Source organism: Ornithinimicrobium humiphilum, assembly GCF_006716885.1.
GTDB classification, from domain to species: domain Bacteria; phylum Actinomycetota; class Actinomycetes; order Actinomycetales; family Dermatophilaceae; genus Ornithinicoccus; species Ornithinicoccus humiphilus.
Genome location: NZ_VFPU01000001.1, coordinates 1,862,034 through 1,886,051, shown reverse-complemented (window position 1 = coordinate 1,886,051; position 24,018 = coordinate 1,862,034). Strand labels below are relative to the sequence as shown.

Below are 24,018 nucleotides of genomic sequence, written 5' to 3'. Positions count from 1 at the left end.
GTGCGACTGGGTCTGTACTGCGGCTTCTGGGGCCAGGGCCGCGACGAGGAGAACCTTGCCCTCGCGCTGCGCGCCGACGCGCTCGGCGTGGACGTCGTCTGGGCGGCGGAGGCCTACGGGCCCGACGTCGTCAGCGTGCTCGCGTGGATCGGCGCGAAGACGGAGCAGATCGGTCTGGGTGCCGGCGTCATGCAGATCCCGGCTCGCACACCGGCGGCGACCGCGATGGCCGCGGCCGGGCTCGACAGCCTCTCCGGCGGTCGCTTCCGCCTGGGCCTGGGCGTCAGCGGTCCCCAGGTCTCGGAGGGCTGGCACGGGGTGCGCTTCGAGAAGCCGCTCGCGCGGACCCGGGAGTATACCGACGTCGTGCGGATGGCGCTCTCGCACCAGCCCGTCTCCTACCAGGGGGAGCACTTCACGCTCCCGCTGCCCGACGGGCCGGGCAAGGCCCTGCGGCTGACGTCGACCCACCGACGCCGCATCCCGATCTACCTCGCGGCGGTCGGGCCCAGGAACCTCGAGCTCGCCGGGGAGATCGCCGACGGCTGGCTGGGCGTCTTCGTGGCCCCGGACTACTTCGCCGAGCAGCGTGAGCACCTCGAGGCAGGCCTGGCGCGGCGCCCGGAGGCTCCGCCGGAGGCCTTCGACACCGCTGCCACCGTCGCGCTGGCCGTCGGGGACGACCTCGAGGAGTGCGCGCGCGTGGTCAGCCCCTATCCAACGCTCTACGTCGGCGGCATGGGCAGCCGCAAGCAGAACTTCTACAACCAGCTCGCGGTGCGGATGGGTTACGCCGAGGAGGCGGCCCGGGTGCAGGAGCTCTACCTCGACCGGCGGTGGGCGGAGGCTGCCGCGGCCCTGCCGCCGCAGTTCGTCGACGACACCTCCCTGCTGGGGGACGTCGACCGCGTCACCGAGCGCATGCGCCGCTACGCCGAGGCCGGCATCACCACCCTCACGGTCGCGCCGTGGGGCAAGGACGCCGCGTCCCGGATGGAGGCGCTCGAGGTGGCGGTCGAGGCGCACCGGCGGCTGGTCGCCGAGGGCGTCGTCGCCACCGGGCCCTCGGCCTGATGGCCGTCTGCGTCCTGCTGCGTCACGGCAGGACCAGCGCCAACGCCTCCGGCGTGCTCGCCGGCTGGGCCGAGGGCGTCGGCCTGGACGACACGGGCAAAGACCAGGCGGGTCGGGTCGGCAGGCGGCTCGCCCCCAGCGGCGTCGTCGCGGTCGTCACCAGCCCCCTGCAGCGCTGCCGCGAGACGTCGGCGGCCGTCCTCGCCCACCTGCCCGCCGACCGCGAGGTGCCGCTCCACGTGGAGGACGGCCTGGGGGAGGCGCGCTACGGCGCCTGGACCGGTCGGCCGCTGGCCGAGCTGGCCCAGGAGCCGCTGTGGCGCCGGGTGCAGGACGCCCCCTCGACCGTCACCTTTCCGGCGTCCGACGAGCACGAGCACGAGTCCATGACGGCGATGCAGCAGCGCGCGGTGGCCGCGGTGCGGGCATGGGACGAGCGGATGGAGCGCGAGCACGGTCCGGGGGCGGTGTGGGTGGCCGTCAGCCACGGCGACGTCATCAAGGCGGTCCTCGCGGACGCCCTGGCCGTGCCGCTCGACGAGTTCCAGCGGATCGTCGTCGACCCGGCGTCCCTGAGCATCGTCCACCGCACGCCGGCCAGGTCCTTCGTGCTGCGCACCAACGACACGGGGTCGGACCCCGTCGACCTCGCCCCGCTCGCCGCCCGGCTGGCCGCCGGGGGCGCCAATGGCGACGCGGAGGTCGGCGGGGGAGCGGGCACCCCCGGGCCGGCGTCCGGCGCGCCGTAGGGTTGACCCATGCCGCAGTCCGTCTTCGACCCGCCCGAGCGCTTCGTCGCCGGGAGCGTCGGCCCTCCCGGCCAGCGCACCTTCTTCCTCCAGGCGAGCGAGGGCGAGCGCCGCACCACCGTCTCGCTCGAGAAGGAGCAGGTCCGCCTGCTGGGGACCTCCCTCGAGGAGCTGCTCGACCAGGTCTCCCCGGTCGAGGGGTCGGCGCAGGCCGCCGAGCAGTTCGTGGACACGGCCCCGCTCGACACCCCCTTCGACGACGACTTCCGGGTGCAGCGGCTCTCCGTCGCCTGGGAGCCGACCAGGCAGCGGGTGGTGCTGGAGGCGCACGACCGCCCTGACACCGAGGAGCTCCTCGACCTGGACCCGGAGCAGGACTGGCCCTGGACCGGGCTGCCGCCGCAGTCGCTGGTGGTCGTCCTGGAGCCGGCCCGGGCGCGGGCCTTCGCGATCCGGTGCGCCGCCTCGCTCGAGGGCGGTCGCCCCTCCTGCCCGTTCTGCGGCCAGCCGCTGGACCCGCGCGGGCACATCTGCCCGCGGGCCAACGGCTACCGGCGCTGACCCGGGCGCGGCCGTGACCGGGCTCCTGGACGACGACGGGGCGCTGGAGGTCCTGCGCACCGCCCGGATCGAGCCGGTCGGGGTGCTCACCGAAGCCTCCAACCTCACGCTGCTCGTCGACCTGCACGACGCCGACGACCGCCCGACCGGCCACCGCGCCGTCTACAAGCCGGTGCGGGGCGAGCGTCCCCTGCGCGACTTCCCGCCCGGCACCCTCGCCGCCCGGGAGGTCGCGGCCTACCTCGTGTCGCGCGCCGGCGGCTGGGACCTGGTCCCGCCGACCGTGCTGCGCGAGGACGCCCCGCTCGGCCGGGGGTCGCTGCAGTGGTGGGTGACGCAGCCCGAGGAGCGGCTGGCCGACCCCTCCGCCGACCTCGTCGAGGTGCTCGCGCCCGAGACCGTGACCGACCGCTGGCTCGCGGTCGTCTCCGGCACCGGACCGGAGGGCGAGGACGTCGTCGTCGCGCACGCGGACGACCCGCAGCTGCGTTCCCTCGCCGTGCTCGACGCGGTGCTCAACAACGCCGACCGCAAGGCGGCCCACCTCGCCCTCGACGTCGCCGGGCGCCTCCGTGGCTTCGACCACGGCCTGTGCCTCCACGTCGAGGACAAGCTGCGCACCGTGCTCTGGGGATGGGCGGGGGCCCCGCTGCGCCCGGAGGACGCCCGCGCCCTCGAGGCCCTGCTCACCGCCCTCGAGGACGGTGGTGGAGCGGAGGCGGGCGGTGGTCTCCTCGCGGGGTTGGTGGAGCCCGGGGAGCTGGAGGCCCTGCGGGCGCGTGCCCACGGGCTGCTCGCCGCAGGAGCCATGCCGCTGCCTCCGGTCGACCGCTACCCGCTGCCCTGGCCGCTCTGGTAGCGGGACGCGGGTCGGGAGGATGCCGACGCGGCGTCTAGGCTGGTCCGTCGTGAAGACCTGGTCCCCTGTCGAGATCCCCACCCTTCCCCTCGAGCAGCGCGGCGGGCCCCTGACCGTCCACGACACCGCCACCGGTGCGCGGGTGCGCACCCGCGCCAGCGACGGCACGGCGCGCCTCTACGTGTGCGGCATCACCCCCTACGACGCGACCCACATGGGGCACGCGGCCACCTACGTGACCTTCGACCTGCTCCAGCGGGTGTGGCGCGACAGCGGCCTCCGGGTCCGCTACGTCCAGAACGTCACCGACGTCGACGAGCCCCTGCTCGAGCGCGCCGAGCGTGACGGCGTCGACTGGCGCGAGCTGGCCACGAGCCAGATCGACCTCTTCTTCTCCGACATGGAGGCGCTGCGCGTCATCCCTCCGGACCACTACGTGGGCGCCGTCGAGGGCATCCCGGACGACGTCGCCGCGGTCGAGCAGCTGCTGGCCGACGGCACCGCCTACCCCGTCCCGGTGCCCGAGGACGAGGAGACCGTCGAGGGAGCGGGCCGCGTCGACTACTACCTGGACCTCTCGGCCCAGCCCAGCTTCGGCTCGGTGTCCGGCTGGAGCCGACCGCAGATGATGGAGGTCTTCGCCGACCGGGGCGGCGACCCCGACCGCTCCGGCAAGCGCGACGAGCTGGACCCGCTGCTGTGGCGCGCGGGCCGGGTCGGCGAGCCCCACTGGGACGGCGGGTCCCTCGGCCGGGGCCGTCCGGGCTGGCACATCGAGTGCTCGACGATCGCGCAGCGCTACCTCGGCACCGGCTTCGACGTCCAGGGCGGCGGCTCGGACCTGATCTTCCCCCATCACGAGATGAGCGCGGTCCAGGCGGTCGCGCTCCAGGGTGGCTCGCCCTTCGCGCAGGCCTACGTGCACCAGGCGATGGTCGCCTACGAGGGCGAGAAGATGAGCAAGTCCAAGGGCAACCTGGTGCTCGTGTCGACGCTGCGCGCCGAGGGCGTCGACCCGATGGCGATCCGGCTCGTGCTGCTCGACCAGCACTACCGCACGGAGTGGGAGTGGACCGCCGACCTGCTCGAGCGGGCCCAGGAGCGCCTGCGGGTCTGGCGGGAGGCGGCCTCGCGGGCGACCGCCGCCTATCCCGCCGAGCTCGGCGCCCAGACGGTGGCCCGGATGCGGGCGGCGCTGGCCGACGACCTGGGCAGCCCGCGGGCGCTGGCCGAGGTCGACGCCTGGGCCGCCGCCGTGCTCGAGGGGCAGCAGGCCTCCACCCTCGTGCCGGACGCGGTCGACGCCCTCCTCGGCGTCAGGCTGTAGCGGAGGCGCTGCCGCCCGCCGACCGGGCGAGCGCGGTGAGCTGCTCGGGGTCGAGCCCCTGGAGCGTGGGCACCTGGACCGCGAGGTCCATCTCGGGCACCGGGACGATGTGCGGCACGACGACCGTCGGCACCCCGGCGGCGGTCGCGGACGCCGCGCCGGTGGGGGAGTCCTCGACGGCCAGGCAGTCGGCCGGGTCGACGCCCAGCCGGCGGGCCGCCTCGAGGTAGGGGTCCGGGTGCGGCTTGCCGCGCCCGACCTGGTCGCCCGTGACGACGGTGGTGAAGGTGCCCGCCGGAAGCCGGTCGACGAGCACCTGCGCCAGGTCCGTCCAGGACATCGTCACGAGGGCCGAGGGCACGCCGAGCCGTTCGAAGGCCGTGAGCAGCTCGGCCGCACCGGGCCGCCAGGGCAGCGCGTCGCGCATCCGCCGGATCACGCCGTCCAGCAGCTGCTGCACGACCTCCTCGGGGGTGCCCGTGACGGGGGTGCGCTCGAGGATGATCCGGGCCGAGACGAGCAGGTCGTTGCCGACCAGCTCCAGGGCGTCCTCGTGCCGCCAGACGCCGCCCGCGGCGGCCACCAGCGCCTCCTCCTCCGCCATCCAGTAGGGCTCGGAGTCGACGATGGTGCCGTCCATGTCCCAGAGGACGGCGGCGGGCAGGGACGGGCGGTCGGCGGGCTGGCTCGGCACGGCCCCACGGTAGCCGCCGGAGACGTAGGGTGAGCACGTGCGGTCCGCAGCAGCGGTCCGACGTCGCGGCAGGAAGGGAAGCATGATCGAGCTGCGTGAGACCGGTGAGCTGCGCGACCCCGTGGTGATCGCGGCCTTCGAGGGCTGGAACGACGCGGGGGAGAGCGCCTCGGCCCTGGTCGAGCACCTCGCCACGGTCTGGAACGCCGAGGTCGTCGCCGCTGTGGACCCGGAGGACTACTACGACTTCCAGGTCAACCGACCGCAGACGGTCCGCGTCGACGGGCGTCGCACGGTGCGCTGGCCCACGACCCGCATCCTCCTCGCGCAGGACACCCCGATGGGGCGCGACGTGCTGCTCGTCATGGGCATCGAGCCCTCCGTCCGCTGGCGCTCCTTCGCCGGCGACATCCTGGGGTATGCCGTGCACCAGGGTGCGCAGATGATGGTCCTCCTCGGAGCCCTCCTCGCCGACGTCCCCCACACCCGGCCCATCCCGGTGAGCGTGAGCTCGGACGACCCCGACCTGCTGGCCAGCCTCGAGGGCATCGAGCCCAGCACCTACGAGGGCCCGACCGGCATCGTGGGGGTGCTCGCCGACGAGGCCCAGCACGTCGACCTGCCCGTCCTCTCGTGCTGGGCGGCCGTGCCGCACTACGCCGGCGGCCCGCCGTCGCCGAAGGCCTCGCTGGCCCTGCTGGGCCGCGTCGAGGAGCTGCTCGACTGCGTCATCGACGACAGCGCCCTGGCCGAGGAGGCCCGGGCGTGGGAGCACGGCGTTGACGAGCTCGCCGCGACCGACGACGAGGTGGCGGAGTACGTCCGTCAGCTCGAGGACGCCCAGGACACCGTCGAGCTGCCCGAGGCCTCCGGCGACGCCATCGCCCGGGAGTTCGAGCGCTACCTGCGCCGCCGCAACGACGGCACCACCAGCAGCTGAGGCGGGCGGCGCCCGCGCGCCGACGAGGTCGGCCACGGCACCCCCGAGCTGGGTCAGTCGACGTCAGCGGTGCGGGGGTCGGGACGCCCGGTGGAGCGCGGGTCCAGCGCCCGCAGGGTCGCGTCCTCGGGCAGCGGGGGCGGCGTGCCGCCCCACGCCGGGCAGAGGGCCCGGTGCGCGCACCAGGAGCAGATCCGCCCGGGCCGGGCCCGCCAGTCGCCGGTCGTCGCGGCCTGCTCGATCGCGGCCCACAGCGCCCGGATCTTGCGCTCGGTCGCGAGCAGCTCGTCCTCGGTGGGGTCGATCCACAGCACCTGACCGTCGCTGAGGTAGACCAGCTGCAGCCGCGAGGGCATCACGCCGCGGCTGCGCCACAGCGCCAGCGCGTAGAACTTCAGCTGGAAGAGCGCCCGCGCCTCGAAGGTCTCCGACGGCGCCCGACCGGTCTTGTAGTCGACGACCCGCAGCCGTCCGTCGGGTGCCTCGTCGAGCCGGTCGACGTAGCCGCGGATCGTCAGCTCGCCCACCTGCGCCTCGACGTAGAGCTCGCGCTCGGCGGGCTCCAGCACGGTCGGGTCCTCGAGGGTGAACCACCGCTCGACGAAGGCCGCGGCCTGCTCGAACCAGTCCTCCACCGTGACGCTGCCGTCGTCGGCGTAGGGGAGGAGGTCGGCGAGCGAGGGCTCCTGCTCGACCATGCGGGCCCACGCCTCGGGCAGCAGCGCCGTGGCGTTGGCGGTGGTGCGCTCCGCCGCGGGCAGGTCGAAGAGCCGCTCGAGGACGGCGTGGACGAGGGACCCGCGCGCGGCGGCGGGGCTCGGGGGCTCGGGCAGCCGGTCGACGACCCGGAAGCGGTAGAGCATCGGGCACTGCAGGAAGTCGGCCGCCCGCGACGGTGAGAGGGCGGGCTGCATGAGCGGAACCCTACGTGGGGGCGCCGACAGCACCGTCACGGCATAGGCTCGGGGCACCATGACGACGAGCAACGGCTGGCGCATCGGGAGCCTCTCCGGCGTCCCCGTCTTCCTGGGGCGGAGCTGGGTCCTCGTCGCCGTGCTCATCGTGCTGCTCTTCGGGCCCACGGTCGAGGCGGTGCTGGGGCTGGGCGGCTTCTGGTCATCGGTCGTCGCGCTGATCTTCGCCGTCCTCCTGCTCGTCTCGGTCCTCACCCACGAGGCCGCCCACGCGCTCGTGGCCCAGCGGGTCGGCTTCGGGGTCTCCCGGGTGGTCGCCGACTTCTGGGGCGGGCACACCGCGCACGACGCGGCCGGCGTCACCCCGGGACGCAGTGCGGCGGTCGCGGCCGTCGGACCGCTCGCCAACGGGCTGCTGGCACTGGCGGGCTGGGGACTGATGGCGGTGCTCGACGGGGGAGTGCCGCTGCTGCTGGCCTACGCCTTCACCTGGGCGAACGCCTTCGTCGCACTGTTCAACCTGGTCCCGGGGCTGCCCCTCGACGGCGGCTTCCTCCTCGAGGCGGCGGTATGGCGTGCCACGGGCGACCGCAGCACCGCCACCTGGGCGGCCGGCTGGGCCGGGCGGGTGGTGGCCGTGCTCCTGGTGGCGTGGGCGGTCAGCCCGGTGCTGCTGGAGGGGCAGCGGATCGGGATCGGCCGCCTCGCCTGGGTGGTGGTGATCGCCTTCTTCCTGTGGCAGGGCGCCTCGTCGGCCATCACAGCCGGACGGCACGGTCGGGCCGCCTCGCGGCTGCGCGTCGGCGACGTCGCCCGGCCGGTCGGGGTGGTCCCCCCGGACGCACCCGTCGGATCCGTCCGCTGGGCCGACGCCGCGGTGTGGGTCGTCCGGCGACCGGGGGAGACCCCGGACGGGCTGGTCCACCCGGGCGCGCTGGAGAAGGTGCCCGCCGACGAGCGCGCCCACGCCCCGGTCTTCTCCGTCGCGGTGCGGATGCCGATCGGGTGGGCGCTGCCGCTCGGTCCGGACGCGTCGTTCGACCGGGTGCTGGAGGTCATGAGGACGACCGGTGCGGGCATCGTCTGCCTCCTCGACGAGGAGGGTGCTCCGTGGGGCGCGGTCGCCGCCACCGACCTGGACCGGGGAGGGCGCACCGCGTCACGCTCGTAGACTGACCCGGTGACTCCCCCCGCGACCGGCGCCGACCTGCGTCGAGGCCCCTTCCGCCCCGGCGACCGTGTGCAGCTGACCGACCCCAAGGGCCGGCTGCACACCATCACCCTCGAGCCGGGGAAGAACTTCCACACCCACCGGGGGCACGTCCGGCACGACGATCTCATCGGGGCTCCCGACGGCACCGTCGTCGCCCACTCCTCGGGCGTGGAGTACCTCGCCCTGCGCCCGCTGCTCTCGGACTACGTGCTCTCGATGCCGCGCGGCGCCCAGGTCGTCTACCCCAAGGACGCGGGGCAGATCGTCACCTACGCCGACATCTTCCCCGGCGCGACGGTCGTCGAGGCCGGCGTCGGGTCGGGCGCACTCTCCCTCTCGCTGCTGCGCGCCGTGGGCGACGAGGGCCGGCTGCTCAGCTTCGAGCGACGGGCCGACTTCGCCGAGATCGCGCAGGCCAACGCCCACGCCTTCTTCGGCCAGGAGCACCCGGCGTGGACGGTGACGGTCGGCGACCTCGTCCAGGAGCTGCCGCGCGCCGTCGAGCCCGGCACGGTCGACCGCGTCGTCCTCGACATGCTCGCGCCCTGGGAGTGCCTCGACGTCGTCGCAGACGCGCTGGTGCCCGGCGGCGTGCTGATCTGCTACGTCGCGACCACGACCCAGCTCTCCCGGGTGGCCGAGACGGCCCGTCGGGCCGGAGGCTGGACCGAGCCGCAGGCGTGGGAGTCGCTCGTGCGGGGCTGGCACCTGGAGGGACTGGCCGTGCGGCCGGAGCACCGGATGCACGGGCACACCGGCTTCCTGATCACCCTGCGCCGGCTGGCGCCGGGCGTCGACGCCCACCTCCGCAAGAAGCGGCCCGCCCCGGGGGCCTACGGCGAGGACTACACGCCGGTGGTCGAGGAGGAGTGGAGCCCCGAGGACCTGGGGGAGCGCCCGGTGTCCGACAAGCGTCTGCGTCGCACCGCCCGCGAGGCCCGGGCGACCGCGGACCGACGCGACGGTGGCCTGCCGGACGAGGGCGGGGCGTCCTAGTCCGCTGCTCCCGAGGCCTGACGCGGCAGACCCTTCTCGGACACCACCCTCCTGACGGCGCTCCGGCAGTCGGCTGCCCGGCGTGCACCCAGGGTGCCCAGGTGTGACGGACTTGACCTTTTCTTGACGTTTTCCTGACCAAAACCTGACCAGACAAAGACCCATTCCTGGGAGTTCCCTGCGTAGGTTCAGGATCGTCCCCGCGGTTCGATCCGCACCCGCGGGCGCGACGGACTCAAGGTCGAGGCCGTCGCCCCGTCCTGCCCCCCGGGCTCTCGGGTGCTGTTGTGCCGCATCGCATATCAAGGAGCAACACACGATGCGACGTACCCCTTTGCTGGGCGCCGGACTCGGCGTCCCGCTCACGCTCGCGCTGCTCGTCCCGGGAGGCGCCGTTGCCGTCCCGGAGGCGGCAGCGCCGGCCGAGCCCAGCAGCAGCTTCTGGTTGACCCAACCCAGCTCGGCCCCGGCCGAGCAGGTCGCGGTCGACTTCCTGCGCCTCAAGGCCGCGGACTACGGCGTGGCCGGAGCCGACCTGGCCGGTCTGGAGGTGCTGTCCCAGCACACCTCCGGTCACAACGGCGTGACCTACGTCAACCTGGTGCAGACCTACCAGGGCCGCCAGGTCCTCGGCGCCGTCGCCACGGTCAGCGTCACCAAGACCGGCGAGGTGCTGCACGTGGCGCAGTCCCTGGTCGGCGGTCTGCGCGAGGCCACGGGCAGCCGTGACCTCGACGCAGCGGGCGCCCTCGAGGCCGCCGCGGAGGAGCTCGACCTGAGCACCGCGGACGCGACCGTCGAGTCACGCCGCGCCGACGCCGAGCAGGCCACGGTGCTGTCCTCGCCGGCCGCCCGGGAGGACATCGACGCCCGCCTGGTCTGGCAGCCGACCGACGAGGGACTGCGCCTCGCCTGGGAGCTCGTCATCGACGACGCGGACTCGCCCTCCCTCTACCAGGTCACCGTCGACGCCGAGTCGGGGGAGGCCCTCCACGTCGAGGACTGGACCCACCAGCACACCGCCGGTGACTTCGCCCACCTCGCCCGTTCGCCGCAGGCGTTCGGCACCGGTGTCGCGGCCGCGGCCACGTCCACGACTCCCACGCTGAAGACCCCGACGCCCGCCGTCGACGGCTCCAGCTACCGCGTGGTGGCCTTCCCGAAGGAGAGCCCCAACGACGGCGACCGCGAGCTGGTCGAGAACCCCGCCGATGCCTACAGCTCGCCCTTCGGCTGGCACGACACCGACGGCGTCGCCGGCCCGGAGCACACGTCGACCCGGGGCAACAACGTGTGGGCCTACACCGACCAGGACGCCAACAACCAGCCCGACCCGGACGGGTCGCCCGACGGTGGCGCCGGTCTCGACTTCGACTTCGAGATGGACCTGGGTGAGCACGCCCAGGACTACCGCGACGCGGCCGTGACCAACCTGTTCTACGCGAACAACATGATCCACGACATCCTCTACCGCTACGGCTTCGACGAGGCGTCGGGCAACTTCCAGGCCATGAACTACACCGGCCAGGGCACGGGCGGCGACTACGTCCGGGCGGAGGCGGCAGACGGCGCCGGCACCAACAACGCCAACTTCTCCACCCCGGCCGCCGACGGCAGCCCGCCGCGGATGCAGATGTACCTGTGGCCCGGCACCCAGTTCGGCAGGCCCAGCGGGTTCACGCTCGGCACCGGCACGGACGCCGTGACCTACGAGGCGAACTACGCCCGCTTCACCCCGCCCGCGACCAACGCCGGACTCCCGGGCACAGCGGTCGTTGTCGACAACGCCTGCACCGCTTTCGCGGCTCCTGGCGCGATCGTCGTCACGGCCAACGGCGGCTCCTGCAACAACGCCGTCAAGGTCAGGAACGCCGAGGACGGTGGCGCCGTCGCGGTCGTCATCACGCACACCGGGACGGGGGCCGCCCCGATCCTCACCGCCACCATGGACCAGCAGGTCGGCATCCCGGCCGTCTCGGTCAGCCAGGCCGACGGCGACGCCATCCGTGCCCGGATCGCCGGCGGCACCACCGCCGCGTCGGTGCACAAGATCTCCTCGCACCCGGGCATCCGCGACGGTGACCTGGAGAACGGCATCATCATCCACGAGTACGGCCACGGCGTCTCCAACCGCCTGACCGGTGGTCTCAACATCAACTGCCTGGGTGGGCAGGAGCAGATGGGTGAGGGCTGGAGCGACTACCTGGCCATCACCATGCTCATGGACCCGGCGCTCGACAAGCCGGAGGAGGCGCGCGGCATGGGCCCGTACGCCCTCTTCCAGCCCGACCGCCACGGTGCCGGCATCCGTCCCGCGCCCTACTCGCGCAACATGGACATCCAGCCGTTCACCTACGACCGCATCAAGACCAACGGCTGGGTCACCGGCGGCTCGCTGGCCGCGCCGCACGGCATCGGTCACGCGTGGGCGTCGATCCTGTGGGACCTCAACTGGGACCTCATCGACAAGCACGGCTTCGAGGCGGACATCTACTCCCCGTGGAACACCGCCGGCAACACCCGCGCGCTGCAGTACGTCATGGACGGCATGAAGATGCAGGGCTGCAACCCTGGCTTCGTCGCCGGCCGCAACGGCATCATCGCCGCCTCCGAGGCCCTCGGTGGTGAGGACACCTGCAACATCTGGGCGACCTTCGCCCGCCGTGGTGTCGGCTACAGCGCCATCCAGGGCGGCACCGGCCGCGACGACAACTTCGAGGCCTTCGACGTGCCGCCGACCTGCAAGGCGCCGGGTGCCGGCGTCAAGGGCGGTGCCTTCTCGGCCGACAAGCTCAACACGGTCGTCGCGGGTGACACCGCGCCGATCAAGTTCTCCATCAACGGCAACAAGGGCCTGGACATCCTCCGTGGCGCCCACAGCCCCTCGAGCCAGGAGATCGACTGCGGCACCCTGGAGCCCGAGCAGTACGCCCTCACCTACCCGACGGACACGACGGGCAACCGTGGGCTGACCTACTCCAAGGGCAACGACCTCTACCACTACAACTGGAAGACGGACGCGTCCTGGGGTGGCACCTGCCGCCAGCTGATCATCACGCTGGAGGACGGCACGCAGCACCGGGCCAACTTCCAGTTCCTGGAGGGCTGACCCAGCACCACCTCGCACAGCAGGAGGGCCCCCGCCACGCACCGTGGCGGGGGCCCTCCCCGTTGTCGGCGGGCGGGGATCAGGGACCGGAGACCTCGACGAGGACGACGAGCACCGAGCCGTCGGTCGCCTCGGCGGTGAGGCTGGCGCGGCCGGGCGCGGACGCGCGGAGCTCCCACTCCGCATACCCCGGGTCGGCGAAGTGCTGGACCGGCACGAGCTCCAGGACGGCGGGGACGTCGACCTGCGGCTGGGCGTCCAGGAAGGGCGGGGAGAGGCGGAGCACGGCGTCCTCCCCGGTCCGCAGCCGCAGCAGAGAGCCGCTGGCGGACTCGGTGACGATCGCGCCGGCACCGAGGACCGGGGCGTCGGTGCCCCCGTTGGTCCCGGCACCGGTGCTCCCCGTGGCGTCGCCGGTCCCGATGGCCGTGCTTCCGGGGCTGTTCTCGGGGTCCATGGTGGCTCCGCTCGTCGGGGCTGCCGGTGCGCTCGTGGCGGGCGCGGCGGGGTCGTCGTCGACCTCGCAGCCGGTCAGCAGGATGCTGGTCAGGGCGGCGGGGAGCACCAGTGCGCCCCACGTCCGGGTACGTCTCATACGCTGGGAATGTAGCCGACCACAGGTCAGGAGGACCGGTGACGTCACAGACCCCCAGCACCAGCCCCGGTGAGCGCCCCTTCCGGGAGCGCCACCTCGAGGAGCAGGTGCGCACCCTGACCTCCCGGGTCGGTGAGCTCAAGGCGCACAACGACCAGCTCGCCGACACCCTGCGCACCGCCCGGTCCCAGATCATGGGGCTGCGCGAGGACCTCGACGCGATGGCCAGCCCGCCGCTGACCTTCGGACAGGTGATCCGGCTCGTGGGGGACGGGACCGTCGACCTGGCCGTCGCCGGGCGGCGGGTGCGCACGCACGTCTCCTCCGAGGTCGACACCGCAGAGCTGCTGCCGGGCCGCGAGGTCCTGCTCAACGAGGCCCAGGCGGTCGTGGCCGTGGCCGGCTACGAGCGCTCCGGCGACGTCGTGATCGCCAAGGAGGTCCTCGACCAGGACCGCGTCGTCGTCATCGTGCGGGGCGAGGACGAGCGGGTGTGCAAGGTCGCCGGCTCGCTGCGCGAGGAGAAGATCCGCCTGGGCGACGGGCTGCTCCTGGACACGCGCAGCGGCTTCGTCACCGAGCGCATCCCGCGCCCGGAGGTCTCCGAGCTCGTCCTGGAGGAGGTGCCCGACATCTCCTACGACGACATCGGCGGGCTCACCGGGCAGATCGAGCAGATCCGCGACGCCGTGGAGCTGCCCTTCCTGCACGCCGACCTCTACGCCGCGCACCAGCTCCGCGCGCCCAAAGGCGTGCTGCTCTACGGCCCGCCCGGCTGCGGCAAGACGCTCATCGCCAAGGCCGTGGCCGCGTCGCTGGCCCGGCAGACCGCGGAGAAGCTGGGGCGGGAGCACGAGGCGAGCTACTTCCTCAACATCAAGGGTCCGGAGCTGCTCAACAAGTACGTCGGGGAGACCGAGCGGCACATCCGCTCGATCTTCCAGCGAGCGCGCGAGAAGTCCGCCGACGGGCGCCCGGTCGTCGTCTTCTTCGACGAGATGGAGTCGCTCTTCCGCACCCGCGGCTCGGGCGTCTCCTCCGACGTCGAGACCACGATCGTGCCGCAGCTGCTGGCGGAGATCGACGGCGTCGAGCGGCTCGACAACGTCATCGTCATCGGCGCCTCCAACCGCGAGGACATGATCGACCCGGCGATCCTGCGCCCGGGCCGGCTCGACGTGAAGATCAAGATCGAGCGCCCCGATGCCGAGGGCGCCCGTGACATCTTCACCAAGTACCTCACGCCCGAGGTGCCGTTGCACGCGTCCGAGGTCGAGGCCCGCGGCGGCGACCGCCGGGCGACCGTCGACGCCCTCATCGACGCCGTGGTCGCCCGGATGTACGCCGTGCGCCCGGAGAACGCCTTCCTCGAGGTGACCTACGCCGGCGGCGACCACGAGGTCCTCTACTTCAAGGACTTCGCCTCCGGCGCGATGATCCACAACATCGTCGACCGGGCCAAGAAGCTCGCGATCAAGGACCTCCTGACCCAGGGCGAGGAGGGGCTGCGGCTGGCCCACCTGGAGCGGGCCTACCTCGACGAGTTCAAGGAGAACGAGGACCTGCCCAACACGACCAACCCCGACGACTGGGCGCGGATCTCCGGCAAGAAGGGGGAGCGGATCGTCTACATCCGCACCCTCGTCGGCGACGCCAGCGGCACGACGCCGGGGCGGTCGGTGGAGCAGGGCACCCCCGGCCACTACCTGTAGGGGAGCAGCGCGAAGACCGGGTGATCCCGGGCGACGGCGGCATAGGCCTGCTCCGGCAGCCCGGGCGGCACGCGCACGTGGGCGCGGGCACCCGGTGCGAGGGGTATGCGGCGGACCGCCCCGGTGCGCCGGCCCACCACCTCCAGCACGGCGGCCGGACGAGGTGCGAGGCCCAGCCCGTAGAGGGCCGCGTCGAGCCGGTTGAGGATCCTCATGACCCTGCCGGGCCGCGCACCGCGGTAGAGCCGCCGGCGCAGGGCGGCGCCCGCGGCGCGCGGCCGCACCAGGAGGGGCCTCATGCCGGCTGCCGCGCCGGCTCCTGTCGGCCGGTCCCGACCTGGCGCCACACCAGGACCAGGGCCACGAGGCCGACGGCCGACGGCAGCAGCCCGGCCGCGCCGACGGCCTGCGGCAACCCGGTGTCGCCCGAGGTGTCCCGCACCGTGGCGAGGTAGGCCGCCAGCCCGGTCCCGACGACGAACAGGCCGGCGACCCACCAGGGTGCCCGCGGGGAGCCGCGCCGGGTCGTCCAGATGGCCAGCAGCCAGCCGACGAGCCCCAGGGCGCCGGTGATGGTCAGCACCGTCATCCAGGCGCCGACCGTACGGTCCACGCTCGCGGAGTCGTAGGCGGGATAGGCGAGCCGCACGTGCGCGGCCAGCCGGTCGGGCACCGCCGCGACCGTGTGGAGGACGACCAGCGCGGCACAGGTGATCCCGAAGCCGGTCCAGAGGGCGGCCAGCGCGGCCCGAGGGGTGTGCTTCTGCACGGGAGTGCTCCCTTCGTCGGAGGTGTCGCCGGCAGGTGTGCCGGCGCGGGGCAGGACGAGCGCCGCGACCAGCACGGCGAGGCCGAGCAGCAGGGCGCAGAGGGTGAGGCCGAGGGCGAGACCCGCGGCGAGGGACGTGGGGTCCGGCGAGGCGCCGGCGCGGGTCGCGGCCACGGAGCCGAGGCCCGCCAGGCCGACGCTGGCGCCCAGCTGGCGGGAGGTGCTGAGCAGGCCGGAGGCGGCTCCGCTGTGGCGGGCCGCCACACCGACGGTCGCCGTGGACACGACGGGCCCGAGGCAGAGCCCGAAGCCCACGCTGGTGAGCACGGACGGACCGAGGACGTCGACGAGGAAGGTGCCGTCGGCGCCCACCCGACCGAACCAGAGGAAGCCGAGGGCGGTGGCGAGCCCGCCTGCCACGAGCAGGGTGCGCGAGCCGACGCGCGCACCGAGACGGCCCGCGACCGCGGCGCCTCCCACGACGCCGAGGGCGAAGGGCAGGAACATCAGCCCGGCACGCGTCGGCCCGTGGCCGAGCACGTCCTGGAGGTAGAGCGAGAGGAAGTAGAAGGCCGAGGCCATCGCGGCGCCCAGGAAGAGGTTGAAGGCGTTGGCGCCGACCACCGTCCGCAGCCGGAGGAGGGCCGGCGGGACGAGCGGGTCGCGGGCGGTCGTGCGCTCGATGACGGTGAAGAGCGTCAGCAGGACCGCGGCCAGCGCCAGCAGGCCGAAGGTCGCGGTGGACGACCGCTGGGCCGCGCCCACGACGGCCAGGACGAGCGACGTGACACCCGCGGTGCCCAGCAGCGCGCCGGCGACGTCCGGGCGGCCGCCGGCGGGGTCCGGCCGGTCCCGCCGGACGCCGCGGGCCGCGAGCAGCAGCGCGCCGAGGGCGAGGGGCACGTTGACCCACATCACCCAGCGCCAGCCGGCGTGTTCCGTCAGGACCCCGCCGACCAGGACGCCGAGGGCCCCGCCGGCGGCGTTCATCGCGCTCCACACGCCGAAGGCCCGCACGCGGGCGGGGCCGGTCGGGAAGGTGACGGTCAGCACGGCGAGCGCGGCGGGCGCGAGGGCCGCGGCGCCGACGCCCTGGGCGGCCCGGGCCGCGACCAGGTGCCAGGGCGCGGTGGCCAGGCCGCCCGCCAGCGAGGCCAGGGCGAACAAGGCCAGCCCGCCGAGCAGGAGACGTCGGCGACCGAGCCGGTCGGCCAGCTTGCCGCCGAGGAGGAGCAGCCCGCCGAAGGCCAGGGCGTAGGCGTGCACGACCCAGGTGAGGCCCGGGCCGACGAAGCCCAGCCCGTCGGCGATCCGCGGCAGGCCGAGGTTGACCACCGAGAGGTCCAGCGAGACGAGGAGCTGGACCAGCCCCACGGTCGCCAGGGTGAGTCCGGCGCGGGGTGTCGTCGAGGTGCCCGTCCGGGAGGGGGACGATCGCGTCTGCGTGTTTCCGAACATGTACGAAAAAGTAACCGGGGCAGGAGGGTCGCGTCAACAGGTCTGCACGGGACCGGCACAATGGGGCCCGTGACCGACGAGACCGCCCCGCGCCGGGGACGCCCGCCCGTGACGTCGCGGGCCGCCATCCTGGCCGCCGCCCGCCGGGTGGTGGACGCCGAGGGTTGGGACCGGCTCACGCTGCGGCGCCTGGCGGCCGAGCTCGGGGTGGGGACGACGACGCTCTACCACCACGTCCGCGACCGCGAGGACCTGCTGCTGCAGCTCCTCGACGAGCACGTCGAGCGGGCGCTCGGCGCGGTGGAGCTGCCGGAGGACCCGAGGGAGCGGATCCTCGTCGCGCTGGTCGCCATCCACGACGCGCTGGACGACTGGCCCCGGGCGGCCGAGGTCCTCACGGTGGACGGCTTCCTCGCGCGGGTCGGCGGACCGGCGCTGCGCATGGTGGAGGCCGTCGTGGGGGCGGCGGTGGACCTCGGCTGCACCCCGGAGCAGGCGGTCTCCCTCTTCCGGGCGTCGTGGTTCTACACCGTCGGCGAGCTGCTGGTGCGCACCCGGTCGCGGGAGCGCAGCGAGGCGCCCGAGCGGCGGGCCGAGCTCTTCGCCGAGGCCTTCGCCCGCCCCGAGACCCCGCACCTGGCGGCGGTCGGGCCACGCTGGCCGGAGATCGCCGGCCGGGACGGCTACCGGGCGGGCCTCGAGGCCCTCGTCGACGGCACGCTGCTCAGGCTGCCCGCCGCCGACGGCTGACGAGGTCCTCGACCAGGCGCCAGCCGAGCATCCCGGCGGTCAGGACGCCGGCCGCGACGAGGACGAACGGCAGCGCCGTCCCGCCGCCCGTGATCCACCGCAGGGCCATGCCGATGACGAAGGTGTCGCCGACGACGAAGAGCCCCTCGGCCCACCAGCGGCGCAGGGGGAGCGGCAGCAGCCGGACGACGGCCCAGCCGGACGCCATACCCACGAGGAAGGGCCAGGCGGTGGTCAGGACCCCGAGGACGTCGCCGTCGAGGTCGTGGCTGGCCCGCCCCGCCGCGGCGAAGGCGAGGACGACCAGGACGTCGAGGAGGTAGGCCTTTCGCGACACGACCGCATCCTCCCACGCCCTATCATGGTGAACATGCGTTCACCGAAGCCGGGGGCGGCGCCCCGGCGAGCACCCTCCACCACCCTCGTGATCGCCGTCCTCGCGCTCTGCGGCACCCTCGTCTCCCTCCAGCAGACCCTCGTGCTGCCGCTGCTGCCGGACTTCCCCGAGATCCTGGGCACGACCAGCGACAACGCGTCCTGGCTGGTGACGGTCACGCTGCTCACCGCCGCGGTGGGGACGCCGATCGTGTCGCGGCTGGCCGACATGTTCGGCAAGCGCCTCATGCTGGTCGTCTGCATGTGGGCGGTCATCGTCGGCTCGATCGTGGCGGCGCTGAGCACCGAGCTGGCGCTCGTCGTGCTCGGCCGCGGGCTGTCGGGCCTGGGGGCCTGCCTGGTGCCGGTCGGCATCAGCATCATGCGCGACCACCTCCCGGCCGAGCGGGTGGGCTCGGGCGTGGCGCTGATGTCGGCCACGCTGAGCATCGGTGGTGCGGTCGGTATGCCGCTCGCGGGCGTGATCTACGACCGCTGGGACTGGCACACGCTCTTCTACGTCTCCGGCGGCTTCGCGGTGGTCATGCTGATCGCGGTGCTGCGGGTCGTGCCCGAGTCGGAGGTCCGCACCCGCGGCCGCTTCGACTACGTCGGCGCGCTGCTGCTCTCGATCGCGCTCACGTGCTTCCTGCTGGCGGTGAGCAAGGCCGGCACGTGGGGCTTCCTCTCGCCCCTGACGCTCACCCTGCTGGCCACCGCGGCGATCGTGCTGGCGGCCTGGGTCCCCTGGGAGCTGCGTGCCGGGCAGCCGCTCGTCGACATCCGCACCTCGACGCGGCGGACCGTGCTGCTCACCAACGCCGCCTCGGTGCTCGTCGGCTTCGCGATGTTCGCCAACTTCCTCACCTCGGTGCAGCAGGTGCAGATGCCCGAGGAGACGGGCTACGGCTTCGGCCTCTCGGTGGTCGCCACCGGTTTGTGGATGCTGCCGGCGAGCATCCTCATGGTGGTCATGTCCCCGGTGGCCGCCGCGCTCATCCGGCGCCACGGCCCCCGGCTCATCCTCATCCTGGGGTCCTTGGTCCTGGCCGTCGGCTTCGTCGCCCGTGCGTTGCTGCACGGCTCGGTGCTGGAGGTCATGGTCACCTCGGGCGTGGCCTCGCTCGGGACGGCGCTGGCGTTCGCCGCGATGCCGACCCTCATCATGCGGGCCGTGCCGATCACCGAGACGGCCTCGGCCAACGGCCTCAACACCCTGCTCCGCTCCATCGGCACCTCGTCGGCCTCGGCGATGGTGGCCGCCGTCTTCGCCGCCTGGACGATGACCACCGCCAGCGGCGCGCAGGTGCCCACGCTCGGGGCCTACCAGACCGTCTTCTGGGCGGGCACCGCCGCCGCCCTGGGCGGTGCCTTCATCGCCGCCTTCATCCGTCGGCCGCAGCGGGTCCCCGAGGTGGTCGCGGACCGGGCGGGCGCGCCCGCGCCGGCGGGGGAGCGGACCCACGTCAAGGTGGAGGGCGAGCGGCCCGAGGTGCTCGTGCGCGGCCAGGTGCTCTCGCACGAGGGACGTCCGCTGCGCCAGGCGGTCGCGACCGTCCTGCACCCCGACGGCCGGCACGTCGACTGGGGCCGCACCGACAACGACGGTCGCTTCGCGCTGGCGCTGCCCGCCAGCGGGGAGTACCTTCTCGTGGTCTCCGCCGACGGCTGGGCCCCGCAGTCCAGCCTGGTGCACCTGGAGTCCGGCGAGGTGGCGCCGGTGACGATGACCCGGCGGCTGCTGCTCTCCGGCAACGTCACCGACTCCGGCCGGCCGCTGGGCTCGGCGATGATCTCCCTCATCCGGCACTCGGGCGAGTACGTCGGCACCACCACCGCCGACGAGCAGGGCGCCTACGAGATCGGGCTGCCCCCGCCGGGGCGCTACGTGCTCACGGCCGTGGACCACCCGAGCGGACGCACCCGCTCCCGTGCCCTCACCGTGCACTCGACCTCGGCGACGCTCGACATCGACCTTGAGACCGGCACACCCCGGGAGCCGGCGGTGCTGGCCGGGGAGTCCCGGTGAGCGGGTCCTCCTGCGGGGAGGACCGCGAGGCCCGGGGCCGCCAGACCCGCGAGGAGGTCCTCCAGGTCGCCCGCCGCCTCTTCGGGGAGCGGGGGTATGCCGCGGTGACGATCCGCGAGGTCGCCGCCCAGGCCGGGGTCTCGCCCGCCATGGTCATGAAGATCGCCGGCTCCAAGGAGCAGCTCCACGCCCTCGCGACGCCCGCCGAGCCGTCGCCGCTGCTGCCCGACACCCCCATCGAGGGGATGGGCGAGCTGCTCGTGCGCCGCATGCTGACGCGCCGCGACAAGGACGCCGCCGAGCCCTGGCTGCGGGCGATGTACCTCCTGCAGGACGCGCCCGACCGGGCCGCCGCGCTGGCCGACTTCCGCGAGCGCTTCCTCGGGCGCTTCCCGCTCGACGAGCACAACGTCCGGCACGCCGAGCAGCTGGCCTGCCTCATGATCGGCCTCGCCGCGGGCGTGCGGACCTTCCGGCTGCTCGACCGCGGGCCCGAGGAGGAGGAGGCCGTCGTGCGCGAGTACGGCGCCCTGGTCCAGACGGTGCTCTCCCGCCTCGTAGGGTGAGGTCATGAGCGTCCGCCGCGTCATGGGGATCGAGACCGAGCTGGGCATCACCAGCACCCAGGTCGACCAGCGCGGCGAGCCGCTGACGCCGATGGTCCTCTCGGGCCAGGTGGTGCGCGCCTACGCCGCGGGGGCCGGCCCGACCGCAGCCCTGCCGACCGGCTCCGGCTGGGACTACGCCGACGAGACGCCGCTGCGCGACGCCCGTGGCTACGAGATGGCCCGAGCCCTGGCGCACGTCTCCCAGCTGACCGACACCTTCGACCCGACGATCGCCAACTCGGTGCTCTCCAACGGGGCGCGCTTCTACGTCGACCACGCCCACCCCGAGTACTCCTCGCCAGAGGTCACCTCGCCCCGCGAGGCGGTCCGCTACGACCGGGCGGGGGAGCTGGTCGGTCTCGCGGCGGTCCGCACCCTGGCCGAGCAGGGCCGCGCGGTCTCGCTCTACAAGAACAACGTCGACGGCAAGGGCGCCTCCTACGGCACGCACGAGAACTACCTCGTGCCCCGCACCGTCCCCTTCGACCGGCTGGCGGCCCAGCTCATCCCGTTCCTCGTGGCCCGGCCGGTCATCGCTGGCGCTGGACGCGTGGGGCTGGGGCAGGTCAGCGAGCGGTCCGGCTTCCAGCTGAGCCAGCGGGCCGACTACCTCGAGGCCGAGGTGGGGCTGGAGACCACGCTGCGCCGGCCCATCGTCAACACGCGCGACGAGCCGCACGCGACGCCGCACGTCCACCGCCGGCTGCACGTCATCGTCGGCGACGCCACGATGGCCGACGTCACCACGCTGCTGGCGCTCGGCTCCCTCAGCGCCGTGCTGCGGCTGGTCGAGACGCACCCCGGCTGGGTCCCGGACGTGCGGCTGGCCGACCCCGTCACGGCGGTGAAGCAGATCTCCCACGACCCGAGCCTGCGGACCACGGTGCCGCTGACCGACGGGCGCGATCTCACCGGTCCCGACCTGCTTGAGTCCTACCTCGAGGCGGTCGAGCGGGCCGCGGCCTCGGGCCACGAGGCCTGGGAGCCGGACGCCGACACCACCGAGGTCCTGACCCGCTGGCGGTCGGTGCTCGACGCCCTGCGTCGCGACCCGGCAGAGTGCGCGGCCCAGGTCGAGTGGGTCGCCAAGCTCGTGCTGCTCGAGCGCTTCCGCGAGCGCACCGGGGCCGGCTGGGACGACCCACGGCTGGCCGCGATGGACATCCAGTGGCACGACCTCGACCCGGCCCGCGGGCTCGCGCAGAAGCTGCGGGCCGCCGGCCGGCTCGAGCGCCTGGTCCCCGTGGATGAGGTCGCCAGCGCGGTCACCGATCCGCCGGAGGACACCCGCGCCTGGTTCCGCGGCGAGTGCGTGCGTCGCTTCGGCGGCGACGTCCGGGCCGCCTCCTGGGACTCCGTCGTGCTGCTCGACGAGCGTGGAAAGCTCCGCCGGGTCCAGGTGCCCGAGCCCACCGCCGCGACCCGGGAGCGGATCTCGGGCCTGCTGGCACGGCACACCACCACCGCCTCCCTCCTCACCGAGCTGGCGAGCGAGGACGTCTGAGAGGATCCCGTCATGGCAGGTTCGCAGCAGTTCCACTCCCGGCGCCGCGACGACGACGCGCCCGGCCCGGAGGCGCCGGAGCCCGCTCCGGCCGCTCCGCAGGCCAGCAGCACCGAGCGGGACGACGCGCTCGACTCGCTCCTGGACGAGATCGACGGCGTGCTCGAGAAGAACGCCACCGACTTCGTGCACGGCTTCGTGCAGAAGGGCGGCCAGTGAGCCGCGAGCCCGGGTCGCCGGGAGGGATGGGCGACCTGCGCTCCCTGACCCACGGGGCCGGTGGCTCCTCCTTCACCGAGCTGCTGCGCCAGCAGGCACCGCACCTGCTGCCGGGAGCGGCCCTGGGGGAGTCGGCCGTCGCCGGCGCGCCCGAGCTGCCGCACGGCACCACGATCGTGGCCCTGACCTGCGCCGACGGCGTCGTCATGGCCGGTGACCGGCGGGCGACGATGGGCAACGTCATCGCCAGCCGTGACATGGAGAAGGTCTACGCCGCCGACGACTACTCGGTGGTCGGCATCGCCGGCACGGCCGGCATCGCCGTCGAGCTGGTGCGGCTGCTCCAGGTCGAGCTCGAGCACTACGAGAAGATCGAGGGCACGCTGCTGTCGCTGGAGGGCAAGGCCAACCGGCTCTCCGCGATGATCCGCGGCAACCTCGGCAACGCCTTCCGCGGGCTGTCGGTGCTCCCGGTGCTGGCGGGCTACGACCTGACCGCCCGGCAGGGCCGCGTGTTCTCCTACGACCTCGCGGGAGGCTGCTACGAGGAGGCGGCCCACCACAGCATCGGCTCGGGCGCCTTCTTCGCCCGCGGCGCGCTGAAGAAGCTCTGGCGTCCCGCGCTGGCGCCCGAGGACGCGGTCCGCGTGGCCGTCGAGGCGCTCTACGACGCGGCCGACGACGACTCCGCGACCGGAGGCCCCGACCTGGGCCGGCAGATCTGGCCGACCTGCGCCGTGGTCACCGCGGACTGCACCCGCTTCGTCCCCGCCCCCGACCTTGAGCGGATCGTGACGGACCTCGTCGCCGCCCGGCGCGACAACCCGGGAGGTGCCCGATGACGATCCCGATGTACGTCTCGCCCGAGCAGTTCATGAAGGACCGGGCCGACTACGCCCGCAAGGGCATCGCCCGCGGCCGCTCCGTCGTCGTCCTCAGCTGCCGGGAGGGCATCCTCTTCGTCGCCGAGAACCCGTCCAGCTCGCTGCACAAGGTCTCCGAGATCTACGACCGCATCGGCTTCGCCGCCGTGGGCAAGTACACCGAGTTCGAGCACCTCCGGGTGGCCGGGATCCGGTATGCCGACCTGCGCGGCTACTCCTACGACCGCAGCGACGTCACGGCCCGGGCGCTGGCCAACGCCTACGCCCAGACCCTCGGCCAGGTCTTCACCACCGAGAGCAAGCCCTACGAGGTGGAGATCACCGTCGCGCAGGTGGGGCCCGACCCGGCCGCCGACCAGCTCTACCGGCTGACCTACGACGGGTCAGTGTCGGACGAGCCCGGGCTGGTGGCGATGGGCGGTGCCGCCGAGGGTGTCGCGGCCGCGCTGGCCGACGGCTTCGACCCGACGGCCCCGCTGGACGTCGCGCTGCGCCGCGCCGTCGCGGGACTGGCGCGCGCCGGTGGTCGGGAGCTGGGCGCTGCCGACCTCGAGGTGGCCCTGCTCGACCGGGCGCGCCCGCGTCGGGCCTTCCGCCGCATACCCGGGCCCGAGGTGGAGACCCACCTCGCCGCTGCCGACGGGTCCGGCACCACCCCGACCGACCAGGAGGGCTGAGC

The 24,018-nt window shown here is 73.9% G+C and carries 23 protein-coding genes; 17 read left to right on the top strand and 6 right to left on the bottom strand.

Going from position 1 to position 24,018, the window contains the following annotated elements; translation table 11 throughout:
* The 5 genes from FB476_RS08915 to mshC are packed head-to-tail and all read left to right on the top strand — an operon-like array spanning nt 1 to nt 4,570.
* Complete coding sequence (locus tag FB476_RS08915; protein ID WP_141818448.1) at nt 1–1,074, top strand: LLM class F420-dependent oxidoreductase; 1,074 nt, start codon at nt 1–3, stop codon at nt 1,072–1,074.
* The gene (locus FB476_RS08910; protein WP_141818447.1) at nt 1,074–1,823 is read left to right on the top strand and encodes an MSMEG_4193 family putative phosphomutase; all 750 of its coding nucleotides are present in this window, start codon (nt 1,074–1,076) and stop codon (nt 1,821–1,823) included. Before FB476_RS08915 ends, FB476_RS08910 begins: the two co-directional genes overlap by 1 nt.
* A 9-nt stretch (nt 1,824–1,832) precedes the next feature.
* Nucleotides 1,833–2,384 carry a DUF3090 family protein gene (locus FB476_RS08905; RefSeq protein WP_141818446.1) on the top strand — a complete coding sequence of 184 codons (552 nt, stop codon included), beginning with the start codon at nt 1,833–1,835 and terminating at the stop codon, nt 2,382–2,384.
* A gap of 13 nt (nt 2,385–2,397) precedes the next feature.
* Nucleotides 2,398–3,243 (top strand): SCO1664 family protein, encoded by an 846-nt coding sequence (locus FB476_RS08900; protein ID WP_141818445.1) that lies wholly within the window; start codon nt 2,398–2,400, stop codon nt 3,241–3,243.
* A gap of 49 nt (nt 3,244–3,292) precedes the next feature.
* Nucleotides 3,293–4,570, top strand: coding sequence for a cysteine--1-D-myo-inosityl 2-amino-2-deoxy-alpha-D-glucopyranoside ligase (mshC, locus tag FB476_RS08895; RefSeq protein WP_141818444.1), 1,278 nt, complete (start codon nt 3,293–3,295; stop codon nt 4,568–4,570).
* On the opposite strand, the gene FB476_RS08890 is transcribed toward mshC, so the two are convergent.
* Complete coding sequence (locus FB476_RS08890) at nt 4,560–5,264, bottom strand: HAD family hydrolase (protein WP_272949395.1); 705 nt, start codon at nt 5,262–5,264, stop codon at nt 4,560–4,562. The genes mshC and FB476_RS08890 overlap by 11 nt on opposite strands.
* 82 nt (nt 5,265–5,346) lie before the next feature.
* Between FB476_RS08890 and FB476_RS08885 the strand changes: the two genes are divergently transcribed.
* Nucleotides 5,347–6,204, top strand: a complete 858-nt coding sequence (locus FB476_RS08885) for a PAC2 family protein (RefSeq protein ID WP_141818442.1) — start codon at nt 5,347–5,349, stop codon at nt 6,202–6,204.
* A gap of 53 nt (nt 6,205–6,257) precedes the next feature.
* Here FB476_RS08885 and FB476_RS08880 read toward each other — a convergent pair whose 3' ends face one another.
* A complete protein-coding gene (locus FB476_RS08880; RefSeq protein WP_141818441.1) occupies nt 6,258–7,118 on the bottom strand; it encodes a RecB family exonuclease in 861 nt (286 codons plus the stop codon).
* 58 nt (nt 7,119–7,176) lie between these two features.
* Between FB476_RS08880 and FB476_RS08875 the strand changes: the two genes are divergently transcribed.
* From FB476_RS08875 to FB476_RS08865, 3 genes are all read left to right on the top strand, one after another.
* Entirely contained in the window at nt 7,177–8,289 is a 1,113-nt protein-coding gene (locus FB476_RS08875; RefSeq protein ID WP_141818440.1) for a site-2 protease family protein, read from the top strand.
* A 9-nt stretch (nt 8,290–8,298) separates the two neighbouring features.
* The gene (locus FB476_RS08870; RefSeq protein WP_238329634.1) at nt 8,299–9,327 is read left to right on the top strand and encodes a tRNA (adenine-N1)-methyltransferase; all 1,029 of its coding nucleotides are present in this window, start codon (nt 8,299–8,301) and stop codon (nt 9,325–9,327) included.
* 319 nt (nt 9,328–9,646) lie between these two features.
* A complete protein-coding gene (locus FB476_RS08865; protein ID WP_141818439.1) occupies nt 9,647–12,436 on the top strand; it encodes a M36 family metallopeptidase in 2,790 nt (929 codons plus the stop codon).
* 79 nt (nt 12,437–12,515) lie between these two features.
* On the opposite strand, the gene FB476_RS08860 is transcribed toward FB476_RS08865, so the two are convergent.
* A complete protein-coding gene (locus FB476_RS08860; RefSeq protein ID WP_141818438.1) occupies nt 12,516–13,031 on the bottom strand; it encodes a hypothetical protein in 516 nt (171 codons plus the stop codon).
* A 38-nt stretch (nt 13,032–13,069) separates the two neighbouring features.
* On the opposite strand from FB476_RS08860, the gene arc reads away from it, so the two are divergent.
* Complete coding sequence (arc, locus tag FB476_RS08855; protein WP_420359355.1) at nt 13,070–14,743, top strand: proteasome ATPase; 1,674 nt, start codon at nt 13,070–13,072, stop codon at nt 14,741–14,743.
* Here the strand turns inward: arc and FB476_RS08850 are convergent.
* Together FB476_RS08850 and FB476_RS08845 are read right to left on the bottom strand one after the other, a co-directional pair.
* Nucleotides 14,734–15,042 carry a hypothetical protein gene (locus FB476_RS08850; protein WP_141818436.1) on the bottom strand — a complete coding sequence of 103 codons (309 nt, stop codon included), beginning with the start codon at nt 15,040–15,042 and terminating at the stop codon, nt 14,734–14,736. The genes arc and FB476_RS08850 overlap by 10 nt on opposite strands.
* Nucleotides 15,039–16,886 (bottom strand): MFS transporter, encoded by a 1,848-nt coding sequence (locus FB476_RS08845; protein ID WP_202876939.1) that lies wholly within the window; start codon nt 16,884–16,886, stop codon nt 15,039–15,041. Before FB476_RS08845 ends, FB476_RS08850 begins: the two co-directional genes overlap by 4 nt.
* Before the next feature lie 153 nt (nt 16,887–17,039).
* Here FB476_RS08845 and FB476_RS08840 point away from each other — a divergent pair, with 153 nt between their 5' ends.
* Nucleotides 17,040–17,720, top strand: coding sequence for a TetR/AcrR family transcriptional regulator (locus tag FB476_RS08840; RefSeq protein WP_202876938.1), 681 nt, complete (start codon nt 17,040–17,042; stop codon nt 17,718–17,720).
* Here FB476_RS08840 and FB476_RS08835 read toward each other — a convergent pair.
* Nucleotides 17,695–18,057: a DUF3054 domain-containing protein gene (locus tag FB476_RS08835; RefSeq protein WP_141818433.1), complete on the bottom strand. Its 363-nt coding sequence runs from the start codon at nt 18,055–18,057 to the stop codon at nt 17,695–17,697. The genes FB476_RS08840 and FB476_RS08835 overlap by 26 nt on opposite strands.
* A gap of 33 nt (nt 18,058–18,090) precedes the next feature.
* On the opposite strand from FB476_RS08835, the gene FB476_RS08830 reads away from it, so the two are divergent.
* From FB476_RS08830 to prcA, 6 genes are read left to right on the top strand one after another with little or no spacing between them, the layout of a single operon-like run.
* Entirely contained in the window at nt 18,091–20,124 is a 2,034-nt protein-coding gene (locus tag FB476_RS08830; protein ID WP_141818432.1) for an MFS transporter, read from the top strand.
* On the top strand, nt 20,121–20,690 hold the full coding sequence (locus FB476_RS08825; protein ID WP_141818431.1) for a TetR/AcrR family transcriptional regulator: 570 nt from the start codon (nt 20,121–20,123) through the stop codon (nt 20,688–20,690). Before FB476_RS08830 ends, FB476_RS08825 begins: the two co-directional genes overlap by 4 nt.
* A gap of 4 nt (nt 20,691–20,694) precedes the next feature.
* On the top strand, nt 20,695–22,236 hold the full coding sequence (dop, locus tag FB476_RS08820; RefSeq protein WP_141818430.1) for a depupylase/deamidase Dop: 1,542 nt from the start codon (nt 20,695–20,697) through the stop codon (nt 22,234–22,236).
* Between the two features lie 12 nt (nt 22,237–22,248).
* Nucleotides 22,249–22,455: a ubiquitin-like protein Pup gene (locus FB476_RS08815; RefSeq protein WP_141818429.1), complete on the top strand. Its 207-nt coding sequence runs from the start codon at nt 22,249–22,251 to the stop codon at nt 22,453–22,455.
* A gap of 26 nt (nt 22,456–22,481) precedes the next feature.
* Entirely contained in the window at nt 22,482–23,297 is an 816-nt protein-coding gene (prcB, locus tag FB476_RS08810) for a proteasome subunit beta (protein WP_141820088.1), read from the top strand.
* Nucleotides 23,294–24,016 (top strand): proteasome subunit alpha, encoded by a 723-nt coding sequence (gene prcA, locus FB476_RS08805; protein WP_141818428.1) that lies wholly within the window; start codon nt 23,294–23,296, stop codon nt 24,014–24,016. The genes prcB and prcA overlap by 4 nt, the downstream gene beginning before the upstream one ends.
* Nucleotides 24,017–24,018: the final 2 nt, after the last annotated feature.

Bases quoted from the DNA above. Each gene is read 5' to 3' on its own strand.
- FB476_RS08885 (WP_141818442.1), top strand. From the start codon at position 5,347: ATGATCGAGCTGCGTGAGACCGGTGAGCTGCGCGACCCCGTGGTGATC.
- FB476_RS08815 (WP_141818429.1), top strand. From the start codon at position 22,249: ATGGCAGGTTCGCAGCAGTTCCACTCCCGGCGCCGCGACGACGACGCG.
- FB476_RS08910 (WP_141818447.1), top strand. From the start codon at position 1,074: ATGGCCGTCTGCGTCCTGCTGCGTCACGGCAGGACCAGCGCCAACGCC.
- dop (WP_141818430.1), top strand. From the start codon at position 20,695: ATGAGCGTCCGCCGCGTCATGGGGATCGAGACCGAGCTGGGCATCACC.
- prcB (WP_141820088.1), top strand. From the start codon at position 22,482: ATGGGCGACCTGCGCTCCCTGACCCACGGGGCCGGTGGCTCCTCCTTC.
- prcA (WP_141818428.1), top strand. From the start codon at position 23,294: ATGACGATCCCGATGTACGTCTCGCCCGAGCAGTTCATGAAGGACCGG.
- FB476_RS08880 (WP_141818441.1), bottom strand. From the start codon at position 7,118: ATGCAGCCCGCCCTCTCACCGTCGCGGGCGGCCGACTTCCTGCAGTGC.
- FB476_RS08865 (WP_141818439.1), top strand. From the start codon at position 9,647: ATGCGACGTACCCCTTTGCTGGGCGCCGGACTCGGCGTCCCGCTCACG.
- FB476_RS08875 (WP_141818440.1), top strand. From the start codon at position 7,177: ATGACGACGAGCAACGGCTGGCGCATCGGGAGCCTCTCCGGCGTCCCC.
- FB476_RS08860 (WP_141818438.1), bottom strand. From the start codon at position 13,031: ATGAGACGTACCCGGACGTGGGGCGCACTGGTGCTCCCCGCCGCCCTG.
- FB476_RS08850 (WP_141818436.1), bottom strand. From the start codon at position 15,042: ATGAGGCCCCTCCTGGTGCGGCCGCGCGCCGCGGGCGCCGCCCTGCGC.
- FB476_RS08905 (WP_141818446.1), top strand. From the start codon at position 1,833: ATGCCGCAGTCCGTCTTCGACCCGCCCGAGCGCTTCGTCGCCGGGAGC.
- FB476_RS08830 (WP_141818432.1), top strand. From the start codon at position 18,091: ATGCGTTCACCGAAGCCGGGGGCGGCGCCCCGGCGAGCACCCTCCACC.